General features: G+C 63.3%; 19 protein-coding genes and 2 tRNA genes. 8 read left to right on the forward strand and 13 right to left on the reverse strand.

Features of this window, described 5'->3' with window-relative positions; all coding sequences use genetic code 11:
* The first annotated feature begins 10 nt into the window (after nucleotides 1–10).
* Complete coding sequence (gene ggt / locus NKH49_RS04490) at nucleotides 11–1603, forward strand: gamma-glutamyltransferase (protein WP_352613942.1); 1593 nt, start codon at nucleotides 11–13, stop codon at nucleotides 1601–1603.
* Nucleotides 1604–1796: 193 nt separating this feature from the next.
* On the opposite strand, the gene NKH49_RS04495 is transcribed toward ggt, so the two are convergent.
* The 10 genes from NKH49_RS04495 to NKH49_RS04540 form a co-directional block, all read right to left on the reverse strand.
* A tRNA-Phe gene (locus NKH49_RS04495) sits at nucleotides 1797–1872 on the reverse strand.
* A 318-nt stretch (nucleotides 1873–2190) separates the two neighbouring features.
* The gene (yacG, locus tag NKH49_RS04500; RefSeq protein ID WP_023677402.1) at nucleotides 2191–2382 is read right to left on the reverse strand and encodes a DNA gyrase inhibitor YacG; all 192 of its coding nucleotides are present in this window, start codon (nucleotides 2380–2382) and stop codon (nucleotides 2191–2193) included.
* Complete coding sequence (locus tag NKH49_RS04505) at nucleotides 2379–3008, reverse strand: Maf-like protein (protein WP_352470150.1); 630 nt, start codon at nucleotides 3006–3008, stop codon at nucleotides 2379–2381. The genes yacG and NKH49_RS04505 overlap by 4 nt, the downstream gene beginning before the upstream one ends.
* Nucleotides 3009–3033: 25 nt before the next feature.
* A complete protein-coding gene (infA, locus tag NKH49_RS04510) occupies nucleotides 3034–3252 on the reverse strand; it encodes a translation initiation factor IF-1 (RefSeq protein ID WP_006200926.1) in 219 nt (72 codons plus the stop codon).
* Between the two features lie 89 nt (nucleotides 3253–3341).
* Complete coding sequence (locus tag NKH49_RS04515) at nucleotides 3342–3824, reverse strand: arsenate-mycothiol transferase ArsC (protein WP_502907732.1); 483 nt, start codon at nucleotides 3822–3824, stop codon at nucleotides 3342–3344.
* Complete coding sequence (locus tag NKH49_RS04520) at nucleotides 3812–4297, reverse strand: UPF0262 family protein (RefSeq protein WP_352613943.1); 486 nt, start codon at nucleotides 4295–4297, stop codon at nucleotides 3812–3814. The genes NKH49_RS04515 and NKH49_RS04520 overlap by 13 nt, the downstream gene beginning before the upstream one ends.
* A gap of 2 nt (nucleotides 4298–4299) precedes the next feature.
* Nucleotides 4300–5592: a histidinol dehydrogenase gene (gene hisD, locus NKH49_RS04525; protein ID WP_352613944.1), complete on the reverse strand. Its 1293-nt coding sequence runs from the start codon at nucleotides 5590–5592 to the stop codon at nucleotides 4300–4302.
* Nucleotides 5593–5596: 4 nt separating this feature from the next.
* Complete coding sequence (locus NKH49_RS04530) at nucleotides 5597–6031, reverse strand: DUF2948 family protein (RefSeq protein WP_352470153.1); 435 nt, start codon at nucleotides 6029–6031, stop codon at nucleotides 5597–5599.
* Between the two features lie 301 nt (nucleotides 6032–6332).
* Nucleotides 6333–7625 carry a UDP-N-acetylglucosamine 1-carboxyvinyltransferase gene (gene murA / locus NKH49_RS04535; RefSeq protein WP_023677408.1) on the reverse strand — a complete coding sequence of 431 codons (1293 nt, stop codon included), beginning with the start codon at nucleotides 7623–7625 and terminating at the stop codon, nucleotides 6333–6335.
* A gap of 157 nt (nucleotides 7626–7782) precedes the next feature.
* The gene (locus tag NKH49_RS04540) at nucleotides 7783–8013 is read right to left on the reverse strand and encodes a hypothetical protein (RefSeq protein ID WP_352613945.1); all 231 of its coding nucleotides are present in this window, start codon (nucleotides 8011–8013) and stop codon (nucleotides 7783–7785) included.
* 160 nt (nucleotides 8014–8173) lie between these two features.
* Here NKH49_RS04540 and NKH49_RS04545 point away from each other — a divergent pair.
* Nucleotides 8174–8248, forward strand: a tRNA-Thr gene (locus tag NKH49_RS04545).
* Between the two features lie 165 nt (nucleotides 8249–8413).
* On the opposite strand, the gene NKH49_RS04550 is transcribed toward NKH49_RS04545, so the two are convergent.
* The 3 genes from NKH49_RS04550 to NKH49_RS04560 all read right to left on the reverse strand — a co-directional run bounded on the left by NKH49_RS04550 (nucleotide 8414) and on the right by NKH49_RS04560 (nucleotide 11145).
* Nucleotides 8414–8752, reverse strand: coding sequence for a BRA0787 family protein (locus NKH49_RS04550; protein WP_352613946.1), 339 nt, complete (start codon nucleotides 8750–8752; stop codon nucleotides 8414–8416).
* Between the two features lie 67 nt (nucleotides 8753–8819).
* On the reverse strand, nucleotides 8820–9041 hold the full coding sequence (locus NKH49_RS04555) for a hypothetical protein (protein ID WP_352613947.1): 222 nt from the start codon (nucleotides 9039–9041) through the stop codon (nucleotides 8820–8822).
* A 301-nt stretch (nucleotides 9042–9342) separates the two neighbouring features.
* Nucleotides 9343–11145 carry a dipeptide ABC transporter ATP-binding protein gene (locus NKH49_RS04560; RefSeq protein ID WP_352613948.1) on the reverse strand — a complete coding sequence of 601 codons (1803 nt, stop codon included), beginning with the start codon at nucleotides 11143–11145 and terminating at the stop codon, nucleotides 9343–9345.
* Between the two features lie 208 nt (nucleotides 11146–11353).
* Here NKH49_RS04560 and NKH49_RS04565 point away from each other — a divergent pair, with 208 nt between their 5' ends.
* The 6 genes from NKH49_RS04565 (at nucleotide 11354) to msuE (ending at nucleotide 17795) form a co-directional block, all read left to right on the forward strand.
* Complete coding sequence (locus tag NKH49_RS04565) at nucleotides 11354–12712, forward strand: LLM class flavin-dependent oxidoreductase (protein WP_352613949.1); 1359 nt, start codon at nucleotides 11354–11356, stop codon at nucleotides 12710–12712.
* Nucleotides 12713–12726: 14 nt separating this feature from the next.
* Nucleotides 12727–13503 (forward strand): DUF427 domain-containing protein, encoded by a 777-nt coding sequence (locus tag NKH49_RS04570; RefSeq protein ID WP_352613950.1) that lies wholly within the window; start codon nucleotides 12727–12729, stop codon nucleotides 13501–13503.
* Nucleotides 13504–13537: 34 nt separating this feature from the next.
* Nucleotides 13538–15175 carry an ABC transporter substrate-binding protein gene (locus tag NKH49_RS04575; RefSeq protein WP_352613951.1) on the forward strand — a complete coding sequence of 546 codons (1638 nt, stop codon included), beginning with the start codon at nucleotides 13538–13540 and terminating at the stop codon, nucleotides 15173–15175.
* A gap of 7 nt (nucleotides 15176–15182) precedes the next feature.
* Entirely contained in the window at nucleotides 15183–16142 is a 960-nt protein-coding gene (locus NKH49_RS04580; RefSeq protein ID WP_352453579.1) for an ABC transporter permease, read from the forward strand.
* Complete coding sequence (locus tag NKH49_RS04585) at nucleotides 16139–17026, forward strand: ABC transporter permease (RefSeq protein ID WP_352925217.1); 888 nt, start codon at nucleotides 16139–16141, stop codon at nucleotides 17024–17026. Before NKH49_RS04580 ends, NKH49_RS04585 begins: the two co-directional genes overlap by 4 nt.
* A gap of 199 nt (nucleotides 17027–17225) precedes the next feature.
* Complete coding sequence (gene msuE, locus NKH49_RS04590) at nucleotides 17226–17795, forward strand: FMN reductase (protein WP_352613953.1); 570 nt, start codon at nucleotides 17226–17228, stop codon at nucleotides 17793–17795.
* Nucleotides 17796–17812: the final 17 nt, after the last annotated feature.

Here is a 17812-nt window from a genome sequence, read left to right on the forward strand (position 1 = left end):
AGGGCATAGCATGCGAAATTTTGAGAAACCAACGCGCTCGGTCGTCGTTTCACGCGAGGCCATGGCCGCCACCTCTCATCCGTCGGCGACCCTGACGGCGGTCGAGATCATGGCGGCCGGCGGCAACGCCATGGATGCCGCCATCGCAGCCTGCGCGGTGCAATGTGTCGTCGAGCCAGCCTCGACCGGCATTGGAGGCGACTGCTTCGCTCTTCTGTCGCGAAACGGATCCGGCGAGGTCATCGCCTACAACGGATCGGGCAGGACACCCGCCGCCCTGACAATTGACTGGTTCCTCGAACGTGGCATGGCCGAGGTGGCCCGCAATTCTCCCGGCTCCGTCACCATCCCGGGAGCCATCGATGCCTGGACCAGATTGCACGCTGATCATGGACATATGCCCTTCGATCAAATCCTGGCCCCCGCTATACGTTTCGCCGAGGAAGGCTACGCCATTTCACCGCGGGTCCATCGTGACTGGGCGTTGGAAGAAGAACTTCTGGCCTCCGATGTAGCCGCGAAACGGATTTTCCTGCCAAACGGCCGCGCGCCACGTGTTGGCGAAGTGCATCGCCAGCCTGAGTTGGCTGCAACGCTGCGGCTGATCGCCAAGAAGGGACGAGAGGCCTTCTATACTGGCCCTGTGGCCGACGACATGGTCGCCTATCTTCGTGGGCTCGGCGGATTGCACACACTCGAAGATTTCGCCTCGGCAACAGGCGAATACGTGACCCCGATCAGCACGGCGTTCCGAGGCTGCGATGTGTTCGAATGTCCGCCGAATGGCCAGGGTGTGATCGCGCTGCTCATTCTAAACATCCTCTCGCGCTTCGAAGCGCACGGCGACCCGCAATCCGCGGACCGGCTTCACCTGGAAATCGAAGCAACACGCCTCGCTTACGCCGCGCGTGACCTGCTCGTCGCCGATCCCGACACTTCCGAGGTCCCGGTGGCCGAGATGTTGTCGAATGCCTGGGCCGATCGTCTGGCCGGCATGATTGACCTAAAGCGCGCCCGCGCGGACCTGCCGGCGTTCGATATGCCGCTGCACAGCGACACGGTCTATATTTCCGTTGTCGATAAGGACCGCAATGCGGTCAGTTTCATCAACTCGGTCTTCGACAGCTTTGGCTCGGGCCTGGTCTCGCCACGCTCCGGTGTCGTCTTGCACAATCGCGGGCAAAGCTTTTCGCTTGACCCCAGGCACCCCAATGCAGTGGCGCCGAACAAGCGACCTTTGCATACCATCATACCCGGGATGCTTGCGAGAGACGGCCGGGCAGAAATGCCTTTCGGCGTTATGGGCGGCTACTACCAGGCAATGGGCCACGCGCACCTGCTGACGAAGGTGCTCGATTTCGGGATGGATCTGCAGGAGGCGATTGATCTGCCGCGGGTCGCCCCCGTCAGCGGCACCATGAACGTCCAGGCCGAACACGGGCTCGCTGGCGAAACCGTAGCTGAACTTAGCCGACGCGGTTTCGAAATCATTCCCGCCACGGACCCGATCGGCGGTGCGCAGGCCATTCGCATTGATTGGGCAAACGGGACCCTGCTGGGCGGTTCTGAACCGCGCAAGGACGGCTGCGCCCTCGGTCTGTAGAGCGGTTATGGCCAGAGCGGGATCCAAGATGCCGAAGATGCTCTCCATCGACATTTGGCCGGCGAGCAGGAGCCGCTGGCGCCATGGTCCAGATAATTCTTGCACGCCATCGACAATCCGATCTGCGCGAGGTTGTCACCCATGTCTCTGGTATTAACCGTGACCTATGTGTCCGGGTTGGACAGGAAAAAAATGGTGCCCAGAGGCGGATTCGAACCACCGACACGCGGATTTTCAGTCCGCTGCTCTACCAACTGAGCTATCTGGGCCTGCTCCGGTGGGCGGCAATCTGCACACCGGGTTCATGAAAGCGCCGTCGGCACCCCTTGAAAGCGCGTGGGTTATAGCACGGGAATCCGGCCTGTCCAGCGCTTAGAGCATGATCCCGAAAAGTGGAATCCGGTTTTCGGAAAAGATCATGCTCAGACAAACGCCAGAAGCTGTTCCGTCCGACAGTGTCCGGATGGAACAAGTTCTGGACATTGATTTCAGGCGGGAAACGACAGGCAGTCCGCAAGGCCGATCATCGGTCACGATCGCGGCTGCGAAACCGTCCCAAGCCTGTGGAAAACCGCAGGTGGACGGTGCTATTTCTGGTCGTCGTTCTCATCCTCGTCGTCGCGGCCCGGGATGACGTAGACCCCCTTCAGCCAGCGGTTGAGGTCGATGTCCTTGCAGCGCGTCGAGCAGAACGGGTAGGTTTCGCGCGCCGATGGCTTGCCGCATTCGGGGCAGGGCCGCTTGGGCCGCAACGGCGTGACCTTGTCGTCCGGGCTCATATCCGCGCACCCGACAGCCAGTTGGCGTGCACCTTAAACCCTTCGCCGCTCAAAAGCGCTACCGTCTCGTAGAGTGGCAGGCCGACGACGTTGGTGTAGGAGCCGACAAGCTTGACGACGAAGGCGCCGGCAAGCCCCTGGACGCCATAGCCGCCGGCCTTGCCGCGCCATTCTCCGGATGCGATGTAGGCCTCGATCTCCTCGCGCGGCAGCCGCTTGAAGCGCACCCTGGTCTCGACCAGCCGCAAGCGCTGCTTGCCGCCAGGTGTGATCAGGCAGATGCCGGAATAGACGCGGTGCGAACGGCCGGACAAAAGCCCAAGGCAGTTGGCGGCGTCGTCGAGCGTCTCGGCCTTGGGCAGGATGCGTCGCCCGACGGCAACCACCGTGTCGGCCGCCAGCACGAAGCTCGGCGCGTAGTCCGTCTCGGTTTTCAGCGAGGCCAGCGCTTTCTCGGCCTTCTGCGTCGCCAGGCGCTTGGCCAGCGAACGCGGGTGTTCGGCGCGCAGCGGGGTCTCGTCGACATCAGCCGGCAGCACACGGTCCGGCTCGATGCCGGCCTGCTGCAGCAGCTCGATCCGGCGTGGCGAACCCGAGGCAAGCACGAGCTTCTGCAAAATGCCCATCGCGATCCCGGCCGGGTCCTTGAACTTACTTGAAGCGGTAGGTGATGCGGCCCTTGGTCAGGTCGTAGGGCGTCATCTCGACCAGGACCTTGTCGCCGGTCAAAACGCGGATGCGGTTCTTGCGCATGCGGCCGGCCGTATGGGCGATGATTTCATGTTCGTTTTCGAGCTTGACCCTGAACATCGCGTTGGGCAGCAGTTCCGTCACGACACCCGGAAACTCGAGGACTTCTTCCTTCGGCATTCGATACCTTTGCTTGGATGGGTACTTCCAGCGCCCCGGCCGGAAAGTTGCGCGGAACCTATATGATAAACGCCCGCTTGTGAACATGCTTAATCCGCGGCGTTTTCAGCCCCGTTGCCGAGGAAACGGCGGCCGATCCGCCCCTTCAGCCGCTCGCGCACGTCGCGGTAGGCGGCCAGGATCTGATCGCGCGTGCCGCTGACGCCGGTCGGGTCGGGCATAGGCCAATACTCGACCTCGACGGCCAGCGAGCGGGTGAGTTCGAGCGCGATGTGGTGGGCTTCCGGCGCCAGCGTGACGATCAGGTCGAAATAATCGTCCTCGAGGTCATCCATCGTTCTCGGGTGCCGTTCGCCGAGCGACAGCCCTTCTTCGGCCAGCACGGCATCGACGAACGGATCGCGTTCGCCGCCGCGCACTCCCGCCGAGGCGACGAAGGTGGTAGGCGGGAGCACCTTGCGCGCCAGCAATTCGGCCATCGGCGAGCGCACGGCGTTCATGCCGCAGACAAACAGGATCGAGCGGGGCAGGATCTGGCGGGGCAGCGGGGCGGCCAGTTTCAGCCTCGCCAGTGCAGCACGCAAACCAGCGTGAACAGCCGGCGCGCCGTGTCGAAGTCAATCTCGATCTTGCCGGCAAGCCGGTCCATCAGCCTCTGCGAGCCTTCATTGTGCAGGCCGCGCCGGCCCATGTCTATCGCCTCGATATGGCTTGGCGTCGCGGTGCGGATGGCATCGTAATAGCTTTCGCAGATCATGTAGTAGTCCTTGACGATGCGCCGAAGCGGCGTCAGCGACAGGATGTGGGTGACCACGGCTGCGCCGTCCTCGCGCGCCACGGCGAACACCAGCCGGGATTCGGCCAGCGACAGTTTTAGCCGGTACGGCCCGGCGCCGTCGTCATTGACCGGCTGGAAGCGGTTCTCCTCGATCAGGTCGAAGATCGCCACCGCCCGCTCATGCTCGACATCGGGCGTCGAGCGGCCGATCGTCTCGTCGAGCTCGACATCGATCAGCCTGGCGCGGGTTTGGTCGTAGTCGGACATTTCTACATGTTCAGCCGGATGGCGACGGAGCGTCCATGTGCATCGAGGCCTTCCGCCTTGGCGAGCGTGATCGCCGCCGGCGCCAGTGCCCGCAACTGCTCCGGCCCGAGCTTCAGGATCGAGGTGCGCTTGACGAAATCGAGCACCGAAAGCCCGGACGAAAAGCGCGCCGAGCGCGCCGTCGGCAGCACGTGATTGGAGCCGGCGACATAGTCGCCGATGGCTTCCGGCGTATGACGGCCGAGAAACACCGCACCCGCATTGCGCATCCGCGCCAGGAAGCCCTCTGGGTCGTCGATGGCAAGCTCGACATGTTCGGCCGCGATGCGGTCGACCAGCGGCAGTGCTGCCTCGATCGTCGGCACCAGGATGACGGCGCCGAAATCGCGCCAGCTCGCCGCCGCCGTTGCTCCGCGCGGCAGGTTCTGCAACTGCCGCTCCACCGCCTGTTCGACCGCTGCGCCAAAGGCACGGTCGTCGGTGATCAGGATCGACTGCGCCGACACATCGTGTTCGGCCTGGGCGAGGAGGTCGGCGGCGATCCAGTCCGGATCGTTGCTGCCGTCGGCGACAACCAGCACTTCCGACGGCCCGGCGATCATGTCGATGCCGACCGTGCCGAACACCTGGCGCTTGGCCGCCGCGACATAGGCATTGCCAGGGCCGACGATCTTGGCGACGGGCTTTATCGTTTCGGTACCATAGGCAAGGGCCGCGATCGCCTGGGCGCCACCAACGCGGTAGATTTCGGAGACATCGGCAAGGTCGGCTGCCACCAGCACCAGCGGCGGCACCTCGCCGCCGGAGGCCGGCACCACCATGGCGATGCGCTCGACGCCGGCGACCTTGGCCGGCACCGCGTTCATTAGCACCGAACTAGGATAGCTCGCCGTGCCGCCCGGCACGTAGAGCCCGACGGCCTCGATTGCCGTCCAGCGCGAGCCGAGCTCGACGCCGGCGGCATCGGTGTAGCGGTCGTCCTGCGGCATCTGCCGCTGGTGGTGGGAGCGGATGCGCTCGCGCGCGAATTTCAGCGCCTCGACCGTCTGCGGATCGGCGGCCTCGTAAGCCTTGGCAATGTCGTCCCTGGAGACGGCGATGCCGAGCCTGGCCAGGTCACCGCCGCCGAATTTCTGCGTGTACCCGACCAGCGCCGCGTCGCCCTCGGCACGCACCTTGGCGATGATCTCGCGCACCACGGCGTCGACATCGGCCGAGACTTCCCGCTTGGTCAGCAGGAACGCGGCAAAGCGCTGCTCGAAATCGGCGTCGGACTGGCGAAGCGTGATGGCCATCGGCTCAAACCCTGTGGACCGGGCGCGACGTCGCTTCCCAGGCGCCGCCGACATCGGCAAGCCGTGCCTCGATGCATTCGACATCGAGCATGATCGCGCCGCCGCCCGAAAAGATCAGCTCGACGATGCCGGCCGGTTTGTCGAGCGCGAGAAAGCTGATCGCCAGCAGCGACAGCACTTCGTCGGGCTTGTCGCGGGCAATGCCGCTGGTCTTGGCGCCGAGCACCCGGTCGAAATGCAGCACGGCCTGCCGCCGCTCATTGTGCTGGCGGAAGAAGCCGGATTTCGCCTCCCAGACGAAGCGGTTCATGGTCAGCACGAAGCGCTTTACCGAAGGCAGGTATTCGAGATCGCTGACCTTCATGACGGCATCCTGGACATGCGCCGAGATGATGCTCAGATCCTGATCGTCGAGCGCGACAAGCTTGAGGCCATTCATGCGGAATTCGCACCTGCGAGTTGATTATTCGACCTTCTGTTAGGCGGTCTTTCCGGCTCGTGCAACCGCGCCGGAGGTCTTGGCCAGGCAATCGCCCCGGTCGGCGCTGCCCCTCATCCTCCTGCCAGGACCTTCTCCCCGTATAGGGACGGGTGTAGGGGCTGGCCGCAACCTCGGCACCCTCTCCGCAACGCCGGAGATTGGCGAAATCCTTCGCGAGGCGTCCCTTCTCCCCGTCCCTATACGGCGAGAAGATGCCGGCAGGCAGGTGAGGGGCAGCGCCGACCTGAGCCTGCTATCATTACCCCGAAATGCGCTCGATTTCCGCGCCGCAGCCAGACAGCTTTTCCTCCAGCCGCTCGAAGCCGCGGTCGAGATGGTAGACGCGGTTGACCGTGGTTTCGCCTTCGGCCGCAAGGCCGGCAATGACCAGCGACACCGAGGCCCGAAGATCGGTCGCCATGACCGGCGCGCCCTTCAGCTTCGCTACGCCGTCGACGATCGCCGTCTGGCCGGACAGCGTGATGTGGGCGCCTAGCCGGGCGAGTTCCTGGACGTGCATGAAGCGGTTTTCGAAGATCGTCTCGGTGATGCGCGACTTGCCCTTGGCCATCGTCATCAGGCCCATGAACTGCGCCTGCAGATCGGTCGGGAAAGCCGGGAAGGGCGCCGTTGTCACGTCGACCGGCGAAATGCCGGCGCCGTTGCGCCTGACGCGGATGCCTGAATTAGTCTGCGTGATCTCGGCGCCGGTCTGCGAAATGATGTCGAGCGCCGTCTGCAACAGGTCGGGCCGCGCGCCTTCCAGCACGACGTCGCCGCCGGTCATCGCCACCGCCATCGCATAGGTGCCGGTCTCGATGCGGTCGGGGATTACCCTGACGCGCGCACCCGACAGCGCCTCGACGCCGTCGATGGTGATGGTCGCCGTGCCGGCGCCCGAGATCTTCGCGCCCATGGCGTTGAGGCATTCGGCGAGGTTGACGATCTCCGGCTCGCGCGCGGCGTTTTCGAGCACCGTCTCGCCCTTGGCCAGCGAGGCCGCCATCATCAGCACATGGGTGGCGCCGACCGAAACTTTCGGGAACACATAACGGTTGCCGACAAGCCGGCCGTTCCTGGTCTTGGCGATGACGTAGCCGGTGTCGACGTCGATATCGGCGCCCAGCGCCTGCAGGCCTTCGAGGAAGAGGTCAACCGGCCGTGTGCCGATGGCGCAGCCGCCGGGCAGCGACACCTTGGCCTCGCCCATGCGGGCCAGCAGCGGGCCGATCACCCAGAACGACGCCCGCATCTTCGACACCAGCTCGTAAGGCGCCGTCGTGTCGACGATGTTGCGGGCCGAGAAAGTGATGGTGCGCGAATAGCCTTCCTGCTGCTTTTCGCGGCGGCCATTGACCGAATAGTCGACGCCGTGATTGCCGAGGATGCGGATCAGCTGCTCGACATCGGCCAGATGCGGCACGTTTTCCAGCGTCAGCGTGTCATCGGTCAAAAGCGCGGCGATCATCAGCGGCAGCGCAGCGTTTTTCGCGCCCGAGATCGGAATGCTTCCGGCAAGCTTGTTGCCGCCGACAATTCTGATGCGATCCATGAAGAGCGTCCCCTCGGCGCCAAGGCCGGTTTAAATCGGTTGAGTCTGTTGCGGCCATCTAGATCATTGGCCGGCTTGGTTCAAGAAACAGGCTACTCCCCACTTTGGCCCACGCCGACTTGGCCAAAGTACCGGCGACCAACATAGCCGATTCGCGTTAATCTTTTTTCATCGCCGCCTGCAGCCCGTCGGGCCGCTCGTCGGCGTCGCCGGCGCGCCGCTTGTCGGCGTCGCCGGCTCTTCGTGAGCGCGATTGCGCCTTGCGCTTCTGCAGGTTGGCGCGCAACTGCTCGGCCAGCCGGTCCTTGCGGCCCGTTCCGGCCTTTTTCGCTGAACCATCCTTCTTCGGTGATCCATCCTTGTTCGGAGAAACTGTCTTGCCGTTCATCGTTCTGCCCCCGGCCGGCGACCCGCCGGTGCATATAAAGGGATAGCCAACATTGTGGCACGGCCATGTCCGCAACGATCGCCCGGTGCGGCCTTTCAACCCGTCTTTGTCTTGGCCTTGCGCTTGCCGGTTCGATATGGCAGAAGCCCCGCCATCGGCGGCTGCGGTAGCTCAGTGGTAGAGCACTCCCTTGGTAAGGGAGAGGTCGAGAGTTCAATCCTCTCTCGCAGCACCAGTCTATCCGCACCATGCAGAGCTATGGCCATCGCCGCGCATGACCGACTGAGCAAATAGAGGCTATCAGGGCAGATCGCGACGCATACCGGCTGAATGATACGGAGCCGAGCTGCCTTGTGCCCGGCTCCTCCGGCTTTGACGGGAACCTATGCAGCGTCGCCTGTTAGTTGCCGACGTCGCCGCTCCGGAGCCGCTTCACGCACAAAGCGCGAAGGACCAGAGCGGCATCGGCGTAAGTGATCGCCTTTTCGCCGCCGAAAACCAGTGCATTGCCGACAACCTCTAGGACATCGCCCTCGATGCGCCAAGGAAGAATATCGGTGCAGGTCCGCATGCGGCCGAAGACCGAACTGATCGGCACCATCTGGTCCTCAAATTCCACGTGCGGCTCGTCCGTTCCCGGAATCCAGGTTTGGTAAGCTTCCAAGGCATCGTCGAAGGCTCCGTGCAAATGAATCGGAGCATGGCCCTCATGCAGTGCGGGTAAAAGGCGTGTGGTCATCGGTCTCCTCCTGGATCGCGGCAGCCAGCCAATGCTGCCAGGTAACCCCCGCATTTCGATGATTGGTCTATGGCCGGATGCGACGGGCGCCTACCCAATAGCCGCAAGTGCCGATGCCCCAATAGAAGGCTTCATCCCGTCCTGAGCGGCGAAATTTCGCCTCGGAGTCAGATGCGTCGTCCGCCTGCGCCTGGTCGGGCGCATAACGTGAAAGCTCCATGGGCGGGAAAAGGGCGCCGATCACGATCCTGATACAGCTCGGAACGGCTTCCAGAAATGTCTGCGTCATCGTCATCTCCTGATCCTGCGAACATGGACGGCGAAAAGTCAGGCACTTGAAGCGGGCAGTATGACCGGCTTCTTAGCAAATGTCTATCAAACTTGTAGACATTGGCTTGTAAGGAGCGAGCCTCAGACGAAATACCATGCGAGCTTGCCTGTGACTACGGTGGATGCTTGATCGCCAAGCTTCCTGCTATCCGCGCCTCGAACGGCCGCAGCTCCCGGTCTCTTGGCACTTTGCGACGGGGATCAGCTCCATCGCGCCTTCCTCGCGAGCGCGACGGATCTTCAGAATGATGATCCGTCCTTCATGAACCTTGGTCGAGCCGCCAACATGCGATCAGGTGCTCGTCGCCAGCTTGGCTGAGGGGCGGTTCGGCTTTCCAGCAATCGGCAACAGCGAGCGAGCAACGGCCGGCGAAGGCGCATCTCTGGCTCGGGCCCGCCGCGATGTCGGCCTGAGAGATGATCTTCGGCGCTGCATCGTCTGAAGACGCCGCCAGCAGCAGTTTCGTATAGGGATGATTGGGTCCGTGAAAAATCTGGTCGGATGAGCCGGTTTCGACCAGGCGGCCGCGGTACAGCACGCCGATCCTGTCGGCCATGTAGCGCACGACCCTGAGATCGTGGCTGATGAACAGATAGGTCGTGTCCTTGTCGCGCTGCAGGTCGTTGAGCAGGTTGAGAACGGTTGCCTGGACGGAAACGTCGAGCGCCGAAGTGGGTTCGTCGAGCACGACGACCTTCGGCACGCCGGCGAAGGCCCGTGCGATGGCCGCCCGTTGCCGCTGGCCGCCGGATAGTGATCGCGACTTCTGCTCGGCTGTGGCGCCGGCAAGGCGAACCGATTGCAGCAAATCGCTGACGCGGGCCTTTATCTCACTGCTGCGCAGGCCGGCGAGCCGGCGCAGCGGGCGGCCGAGTATCCTGCCGATCCGCTTACGCGGATTGAGCGTGCGATCCGGCGACTGGAAAACCATCTGCACATCGCGGCGTTCGCCAATACTTCTCTTCTCGACGCGCGGTGCGACCGTCCTGCCGAACAGCTCGACCGATCCGGCGTCTGGCATCTGTAGGCCGGTGACGATCCTTGCCAGCGTCGACTTGCCGGAACCGGATTCGCCGATCAGCCCGAAGGTCTCGCCGTGGCCGATGTCGAGATCGATATTGCTGAGCACCAGTTGGCTGCCGAACGCATGGCTGATGCCTTTGCAGGCGATCGCGATTCGGCGTTCTTTGCGCCGGCCCGCGTCTTCATTCTGGACCGCCGAGTGCGATGGCAGGCCGTCCGTCTCCGCCAGTCTTCCATTCCGCTTCGTGTAGTTGAGCGCCGGGATCGAGGCGATCAGCGCCTTCGTATAGGCGTGAGAGGGGTTGTCGAAGACGTCGCCGGCGGCGCCGCTTTCGACCACGGTTCCCGACTGCATCACCGCCACCCGGTCGCAGGTGCGGCGGATCATGTTGATGTCGTGGCTGATCAGCAGAATGCTGGTTTTGTGGTCCTTGCGCAGGCCGGAGAGGATAGCGATGATCTCGGACTGGACGCTGGCGTCGAGCGCCGTCGTCGGCTCGTCCAGCACCAGCAGCGACGGGTCGAGCCCAATCGCGATGGCGATGTTGGCGCGCTGCTGCATGCCGCCGGAGAGTTCGTGTGGATAGAGCCCCAGCACCCGCTCCGGATGGCTCACCCGAACGCGCCCGAGCAGTTCGCAAGCCCGCTCGCGCGCCTCGTCATGGCGCACCGGGCGATGCCGCATGATCGTCTCGGTGATCTGGCGGCCGATCGTCATGCTTGGGTTGAGGGCCGCGCCCGGGTGCTGGTAGACGGCGGCGATATGATTTCCCCTGAGTTGGCGCAACTGCTCGGCGGAAAGGTCGCGGATTTCGCGGCCCTGGAACTCCAGCGCTGACGCCGCGATGCGGGCATTCTTCGGCAGATAGCGCAGGATGGCGAGCGCCACCGAGCTTTTCCCCGATCCAGACTCGCCGACAAGGCCGAGTGCTTCGCCTTCGCCTATGCGCAGGGAGACGCCACTGACGGCGGGATGCGATCCATTGCGCCCGTCATAGGCGATGGAAAGCTGGTCGACGTTCAGAACCGAGGAGGACATTGGGAGCTTGAAACCACTTTCTTCCAGCGTCGCGATCGAGGGCAATCGCTTCCACTTTTGCAATGCTTTATCTCTATAAAATTACTAGAATTAAGCCGGAGCGCAATCTAACTTTCATGGCTCAAGAGCGATTGTCGCCGCTTGCCGAAGCAGCGCGACAATCTCCGGAGCAGATTTGGCTCCAGGGCAGATCTGGAAGGAGACTGGCATGGCTCGAGACCACATGATCCTCAGCGCATTTTTCTTCAACCCGCAGGGCGATCATCGGATGTCGTGGCGCCATCCGCGGGCGCCGGGCCGGGAGGTGCTGGACTTCGAGTTCTACCGTGATCTCGTGCAGGCGGCCGAGCGGGCCAGGATCGACACCATCTTCGTCGCCGACCACGTTTCGATCTGGGATTCGGTCAAGAGCGGTGTCGCCCACTACGCCAATGCCCGCCTTGAGCCATTGACGCTGCTGTCGGCACTGGCCGGCGTGACCAAACACATCGGCCTGATCACCACGGTGTCGAGCTCGTACAGCGAGCCCTACAATGTTGCGCGCATGTTCGCCTCGCTCGACCATATCAGCAAGGGCAGGGCGTCGTGGAACGTCGTCACATCGGCCATGGACGAGGAGGCGCGCAATTTCGGTCGCGACGGCAACATCGAACATGCGTTCCGCTATGAGCGCGCGGCCGAATTCCTCGATATCGTCAAGGAGCTTTGGGACAGCTGGGAAGACGAGGCGCTGCTGATCGACAAGGAGACGGGCTATTTCGCCGATCCCGACAAGGTCCACCCCATCGATCACAAGGGCAAGCACTTCAAGGTGCGCGGGCCGCTCAACGTTTCGCGGCCGCCGCAGGGCCACCCGCTGATCGTCCAGGCAGGCTCGTCCGAGGACGGCAAGAACTTCGCCGCCGCCCAGGCCGACGTGCATTTCGCCATCTACAGCACCAGGGAAGACGGCATCAAATACCGGCAGGACATCAACGAGCGCCTCGCCCGCTATGGCAGGCGGCCGGAGAGCTTCAAGATCCTGCCGGGCATTCTGCCGATTGTCGCCGCTTCCGAGGCGGAAGGTCGCGAAAAGCAGGAATACCTCCAGACCCTGTTGCCGGATCAGGTCGGCATCGACCTTCTGTCCAGCTGGAGCGGCATCGATCTCTCCGTCTATCCGCCAGACGGGCCGCTGCCGCCGCTGCCGGACGAGAGCACCTTCAATGGCGGACGGACATCGCTCAACCGGGTCAAGGAATGGTCGAAGCAGAATCTCAGCCTACGCGACATCGCCCGCAAGCTCGCCAACAGCGGTTCGGTGCCGACCGTCGCCGGCACGCCCAAACAGATCGCCGACCAGTTGCAGGACTGGTTCGTTTCAGGCGCCGCCGACGGCTTCAACCTGATGTTCCCGCTGCTGCCCGAGGACTGGGTGAATTTCGCCGAGCAGGTGGTGCCGGAGCTGCAGCGCCGCGGCGTGTTCCCGACCGAATACGCGCCGGGAACGCTGCGTGACCGCTTCGGTCTGGCGCGGCCGGCAAACCGCTTCGCCGAGCAGCGCGACAACGCACGCGCCGTGTCCTGACCGGGAGAACGATCATGACCGTCGCGCCAAGATTGCAGCCTCGCGAAGCCACCGCGCCGCAGCTCGTCAATGTCCTGCACAGTCCCAAGCGTGTGCGCGTCAAATTCGGCGGCCGCACCATCGCCGACGGCCGCAACGTGCTGGTGCTGCGCTCCAACCATTTCCTGCCGATCTATTTCTTCCCGCCGTCAGCGGTAGATCCGTCGGTGCTGAAGCCCTCGCTGCATCGCGAACCGCATCCAGTCGGTGGCGAGACGGCCTATTGGGATATCGACAGCGGCGACAGGCGGAGTGCCAACGCGGCGTGGGCGTTCATCTCGCCGCCGGACGAAGCGCTGGCGTCCCTGGCCGGGCGGATCGCCTTCACCTGGAAGGCCGTCGACCAATGGTTCGAGGAGGACGAAGAGGTCTTCGTCCATGCGCGAGACCCTTATGCGCGCATTGATGTGCTGCAAAGCACGAGCCATGTGCAGGTCTGGTTCGACGGCGAGCCGATCGCCGACAGTCACCGCCCGGTGCTTTTGTTCGAGACGCATCTGCCGACGCGTTTCTATCTGCCGGCGGAAGACATCCGACTGGAGCGGCTGACGGCGTCCGTTACAACGACGCGATGTCCCTACAAGGGCATCGCCTCCTACTGGTCGGGGCTGCTGAGCGACGGAACGGTGCGCCCGGACATCGCCTGGAGCTACCGGGAACCAATCGCCGAAATGCCGAAGATCAAAGGCCTCATCGCCTTCTATCCGCAGGCCGTTGACCGCATCCATCTCGACGGCGAACCCGTCGCATAGGTTTTCAATTTTCATTTCAAAGCAGGATTTTAACATGACCAAACGCAGGGATATCGACGCACTTCGCAGCCTGTCGGGGGACATCTGGAATGTCGCCGTCGACGAATATCAGGGCGGCTTTCTCAAGCGCCGCGATCTCCTGAAATACGCCGCACTGCTCGGCCTGACAGGCTTTGCCATCTCGCAGGGGTTCGGAGCCGCGCGCGCCGCGGCCGCCGCCGGCGGCACGGTTCGTGTCGGGCTCGGTCAGCCGACCAAGGCGATCGATCCGGTTTCGGTGACCGATCCGGCCAGCATCGGGGTGATCAGCCAGGTCGGCGAATATCTGATCCTCGACGATCCGAAGGACGGTCTCCAGCCGAAACTCGCTTTGTCCTGGGAGGCCGACGAGACAGCCAGCCGCTGGACCTTCAAATTGCGGCAAGGAGTGAAATTCCACGATGGCCGCGCCGTCACCGCCAAGGACGTGGTGGCGAGCTTCGAGCGGCTGGTCGATCCCGCCAGCGGCTCGTCGGCGCTCTCAGCCTACAAGGGCATCCTGTCCAAGGGTGGCGCCAAGCTGGTCGATGACAAAACGGTCGCCTTCGATCTCGACGGTCCGAACAGCAATTTCCCTTTCTATGTCTCTTCCGACGTCTATAACGCCGTCATCCTGCCGGCCGACTATGCCGGCGATTTCGAGAAAAATTTCAACGGCACCGGCCCGTTCAAGCTCGAATCCTTCCGTCCCAAGCAAGGCGCCAGCTTCGTGCGCAATCCGGATTACTGGGGCGAGAAGGCACTTCCCGACCGCATCGAGATCAAGTTCTTCGACGACGAGCAGGCGCAGGTGCTGACGCTGCAGGCCGGCCAGCTCGACGTCATCCCCAGCACGACGCGGTTGGAACTGGCGATCGAGGGCAACCCCAACTTCAAGCTGCTCAGCGTGCAGGCAAGCTCGCATGACCAGGTGCATCTCAGAACCGACCAGGCGCCGTTCACCGACAAGCGCATCCGCCGCGCGCTGGCACTCACCATCGACCGCGAGGCGGTGGTCAAGAGGCTGCTGAAGGGCCGCGCCATCGTCGGCAACGACACCCCGTTCGCGCCGATCTTCCCTTCGGCCGATCCGTCGGTGCCGCAGCGCAAGCACGATATCACGGAAGCCAAGCGGCTGCTTGGCGAGGCTGGCGTGCCGAACGGCTTCGAGGTGACGCTGACCACCGAACGCGCCTATGACATTCCCGACTATGCGGTGATCATCCAGAACTTCGCCAAAAAGATCGGCATCGATGTCAAGCTCAATGTCCTGCCGCAGGACGCCTATTACGGCTCGGCGACCTTCGGCAGCTCGCCTTGGCTGGATTCGGTTCTCGGCATCACCGACTACGGCCATCGCGGCACGCCCGACATCTTCCTCAACGCCACGCTGAAGAGTACGGGAGCCTGGAACGCGGCGCATTTCAACAACCCCGGCTATGATGCGCTGCTGCTCGACTACTCGAAGGCGCGTGACCTCAATGCCCAGCGCCTTGCTGCCGGCAAGATCCAGACGCTTTTGCTTGACGAGACGCCGGCGATCATCAGCTACTTCTCGCAATACAGCCGGATTGTCAGCTCGAAGGTCGAGGGCGTGCGCTTCACCGCAATCTCGCATCTGCTGCTCGATCGCGTTTCCTTCGTCCAGGCATGATCGCGACATGCTGACCGGCCGCATTCTGTCAGCGCGTGTGGGCACTCTTGTCCTCACGCTGTGGCTTGTCAGTGTCCTGGTTTTCTTCGCCGGGCAGGTTTTGCCCGGCGATGTCGGCCGCGTGATGCTCGGGCCGTTTGCCGACGCGCAGGCGGTGGCGGAGCTGAACAAGCGGCTGGGCGCCGACCAGCCAGTTCTCGTCCAGTATTGGCTCTGGTTCAGCAAGGCGGTGTCAGGCGATTTCGGCACCTCGCTTTCGATGCGCGCGCCGGTGGCCCCGTTCGTGCTGGAGAGCCTGAAGCGCTCCGCATCCCTTGCCGGCATTATTTTGGTCTTTCTCATTCCGCTCGGGGTTGGCGGCGGTGTCATCGCCGGTCTCAACGCCGGCCGCCTCATCGACCGGCTGATCGTGATGGCGGGCGTCTCCTTCGGCATCGTGCCGGATTTTGTGTCCGGCCTGATGCTGCTCATCGTTTTCGGCCTGTGGCTGAACTGGTTCCCGATCTCAGGCGTTGCGCCGGATGGCGCGGGCTTCTGGACGCAAGGCTATTATCTGATCCTGCCGGCGCTGCCGCTGGTGCTCAATCTTGCCGGCTACATCGCCCGGATGACGCGGGCCGGCGTGATCGAGGCGATGGCCGCCGACTACACACGCACCGCCGTCCTGAAAGGGCTTGAGCGGCGCGAGATCATCCTTCGGCACGTGCTGCGCAATGCGCTGACCCCGACCATCGCGGTGCTGGCGACGCAGACCGGATACATGCTTGGCGGGCTGGTTGTGATCGAAGCGCTGTTCGGCATCCAGGGACTTGGCAATCTGGTTCTGAACGCGGCCAAGGCGCGAGATTTCCCGATGCTTGAAGCGGGGGTGCTGGTGATGGCGGCAATCTTTGTTCTTTCGGCGGCGGCGGGCGACTTCGTGCTGGCCTTGCTCGATCCGCGGCAACGCCGTCGGACCTCGCCATGACGGATCTGACGGAGTTTCCCGCATCACGGCGCGCCGTGGCCGGTTTTCCGGCGGTGCCCAGGATCGGCAGTGCCTTCTCCGGACTGCCCCCATCGGTCGTGATCGGAACGCTGCTGCTACTGTTCTGGGTCGTATGCGCGGTAGCAGGCAATCTTTTCGTTCCGTATGATCCCTATGCCGAGGATTTTCTGGCGATGCTGACGCCGCCCGATGCCTCGCATTGGTTCGGGACCGATCAGCTCGGCCGCGACCTGCTGTCCCGCATTGTCGTCGGATCGCGCGATATCCTGCTGGTTGCGCCGCTGGCGACGCTGGTCGGCGTTGCCGCCGGCAGCATCATCGGCCTGGTGCTCGGCTATTTCGATGGCCTCACCGATGCCATCGGCGCGCGGCTGCTCGATACACTGATGGCGTTTCCATTCATCGTTCTCGTCACCATGACGCTGGTGGCGATCGGGCCGTCGAACCTGACCGTCGTCCTGGTGATCGGCATCGCCTATGCGCCGCTGGTGGCGCGCACCGTCCGCGCCGCCGTGCGCGAGCAGAAGCAGCGCGACTATGTCAGCGCCGCCCGGCTTGGCGGCGAAGGCGCGCTCGCTATCATGTTCCTGGAGATATTGCCCAACATCAGGGAGACGATCCTCATCGAGTTCGTCACTCGGCTGGGCTACGCGTTCTTTTCGATCGCGACGCTGAGTTTTCTGGGCCTCGGCATCCAGCCGCCGTCGGCCGATTGGGGGCTAGCCGTCGCCGACGGCTACGGCTTCCTGTCCGGCGGTAAATGGTGGGTCGTCGTTTTCAATTCCGGCGCGATCGTTTCACTGGTCATGGCAACGAACCTAATTGCCCAAGGCTTAGGCGCGTTTGAAAATGGTGATGAATGAATGCGAAGCCGTATTGATGGCCTGAGCTTCGGTCTACTCGCTATACGGACATTGCTACGTCCATTAGCAGAACGGCATTTTTCTCCGCGAGGCCGAAAAATCGGAACGTAGTTCCTTATCTCTATAGATTTTGTCGAATATCGTCTGCCCCGGTTTGGAAATGACCCGATGCGCATGCAGGGTCCGGGAGATTGACGAGTTGGCAAGGCTATCGGTTCTCGGAATATCCGGCGGCGTAAGCACACCATCGCGCACTACCGCGGTGGTCAACGCGCTGGTCAAGGCAGTCGCCTTGCGCGTCCCGGCAGACACCGGGCTGATCGAAATCACCGAGGCGGCGCCTTCGATTTTCGCCGGGTTGTCTCGTCGTGCGCTCGGCGCGTCTGGCGAAGCGATCATCCAGCGTGTCGAGAAGGCCGACCTGCTCGTGGTCGGGACGCCGCTCTACAGGGCGTCCTACACCGGCGCTCTCAAGCACCTGTTCGACCTCGTCGACTACCGTGCGCTGGCTGGCAAGACCGTGCTTCTCGCGGCGACCGGCGGAAGTCCATACCATGGCCTGGTTCTCGAACATCAGCTCCGGCCATTGTTCGGTTTTTTCGGGGCCGTCACCGTCCCTACCGGCGTCTACGGCGCGCCTGACGATTTCGTCGATGCCAAGATCGTCGGCGCGGCGATTATCGAGCGCATCTCACGGGCCGCTACCGAAGCGGTCTCGTTGCTTAATTCCAGTGATGCAAACACTGCCGTCGCCACGCGCGTCGGTTGAAGCCAATCAAAAGGGGA

The sequence above is a fragment of the Mesorhizobium sp. M1088 genome (assembly GCF_040318575.1).
In the GTDB taxonomy this organism is placed as follows: Bacteria; Pseudomonadota; Alphaproteobacteria; order Rhizobiales; family Rhizobiaceae; genus Mesorhizobium.

What these genes read in the sequence shown, in the direction of transcription:
- ggt (WP_352613942.1), top strand. Translation starts at nt 11, where the DNA reads ATGCGAAATTTTGAGAAACCAACGCGCTCGGTCGTCGTTTCACGCGAG.
- yacG (WP_023677402.1), bottom strand. Translation starts at nt 2,382, where the DNA reads ATGAGCCCGGACGACAAGGTCACGCCGTTGCGGCCCAAGCGGCCCTGC.
- NKH49_RS04505 (WP_352470150.1), bottom strand. Translation starts at nt 3,008, where the DNA reads ATGGGCATTTTGCAGAAGCTCGTGCTTGCCTCGGGTTCGCCACGCCGG.
- infA (WP_006200926.1), bottom strand. Translation starts at nt 3,252, where the DNA reads ATGCCGAAGGAAGAAGTCCTCGAGTTTCCGGGTGTCGTGACGGAACTG.
- NKH49_RS04520 (WP_352613943.1), bottom strand. Translation starts at nt 4,297, where the DNA reads ATGTCCGACTACGACCAAACCCGCGCCAGGCTGATCGATGTCGAGCTC.
- hisD (WP_352613944.1), bottom strand. Translation starts at nt 5,592, where the DNA reads ATGGCCATCACGCTTCGCCAGTCCGACGCCGATTTCGAGCAGCGCTTT.
- NKH49_RS04530 (WP_352470153.1), bottom strand. Translation starts at nt 6,031, where the DNA reads ATGAATGGCCTCAAGCTTGTCGCGCTCGACGATCAGGATCTGAGCATC.
- murA (WP_023677408.1), bottom strand. Translation starts at nt 7,625, where the DNA reads ATGGATCGCATCAGAATTGTCGGCGGCAACAAGCTTGCCGGAAGCATT.
- NKH49_RS04540 (WP_352613945.1), bottom strand. Translation starts at nt 8,013, where the DNA reads ATGAACGGCAAGACAGTTTCTCCGAACAAGGATGGATCACCGAAGAAG.
- NKH49_RS04550 (WP_352613946.1), bottom strand. Translation starts at nt 8,752, where the DNA reads ATGACCACACGCCTTTTACCCGCACTGCATGAGGGCCATGCTCCGATT.
- NKH49_RS04555 (WP_352613947.1), bottom strand. Translation starts at nt 9,041, where the DNA reads ATGACGCAGACATTTCTGGAAGCCGTTCCGAGCTGTATCAGGATCGTG.
- NKH49_RS04560 (WP_352613948.1), bottom strand. Translation starts at nt 11,145, where the DNA reads ATGTCCTCCTCGGTTCTGAACGTCGACCAGCTTTCCATCGCCTATGAC.
- NKH49_RS04565 (WP_352613949.1), top strand. Translation starts at nt 11,354, where the DNA reads ATGGCTCGAGACCACATGATCCTCAGCGCATTTTTCTTCAACCCGCAG.
- NKH49_RS04570 (WP_352613950.1), top strand. Translation starts at nt 12,727, where the DNA reads ATGACCGTCGCGCCAAGATTGCAGCCTCGCGAAGCCACCGCGCCGCAG.
- NKH49_RS04575 (WP_352613951.1), top strand. Translation starts at nt 13,538, where the DNA reads ATGACCAAACGCAGGGATATCGACGCACTTCGCAGCCTGTCGGGGGAC.
- NKH49_RS04580 (WP_352453579.1), top strand. Translation starts at nt 15,183, where the DNA reads ATGCTGACCGGCCGCATTCTGTCAGCGCGTGTGGGCACTCTTGTCCTC.
- NKH49_RS04585 (WP_352925217.1), top strand. Translation starts at nt 16,139, where the DNA reads ATGACGGATCTGACGGAGTTTCCCGCATCACGGCGCGCCGTGGCCGGT.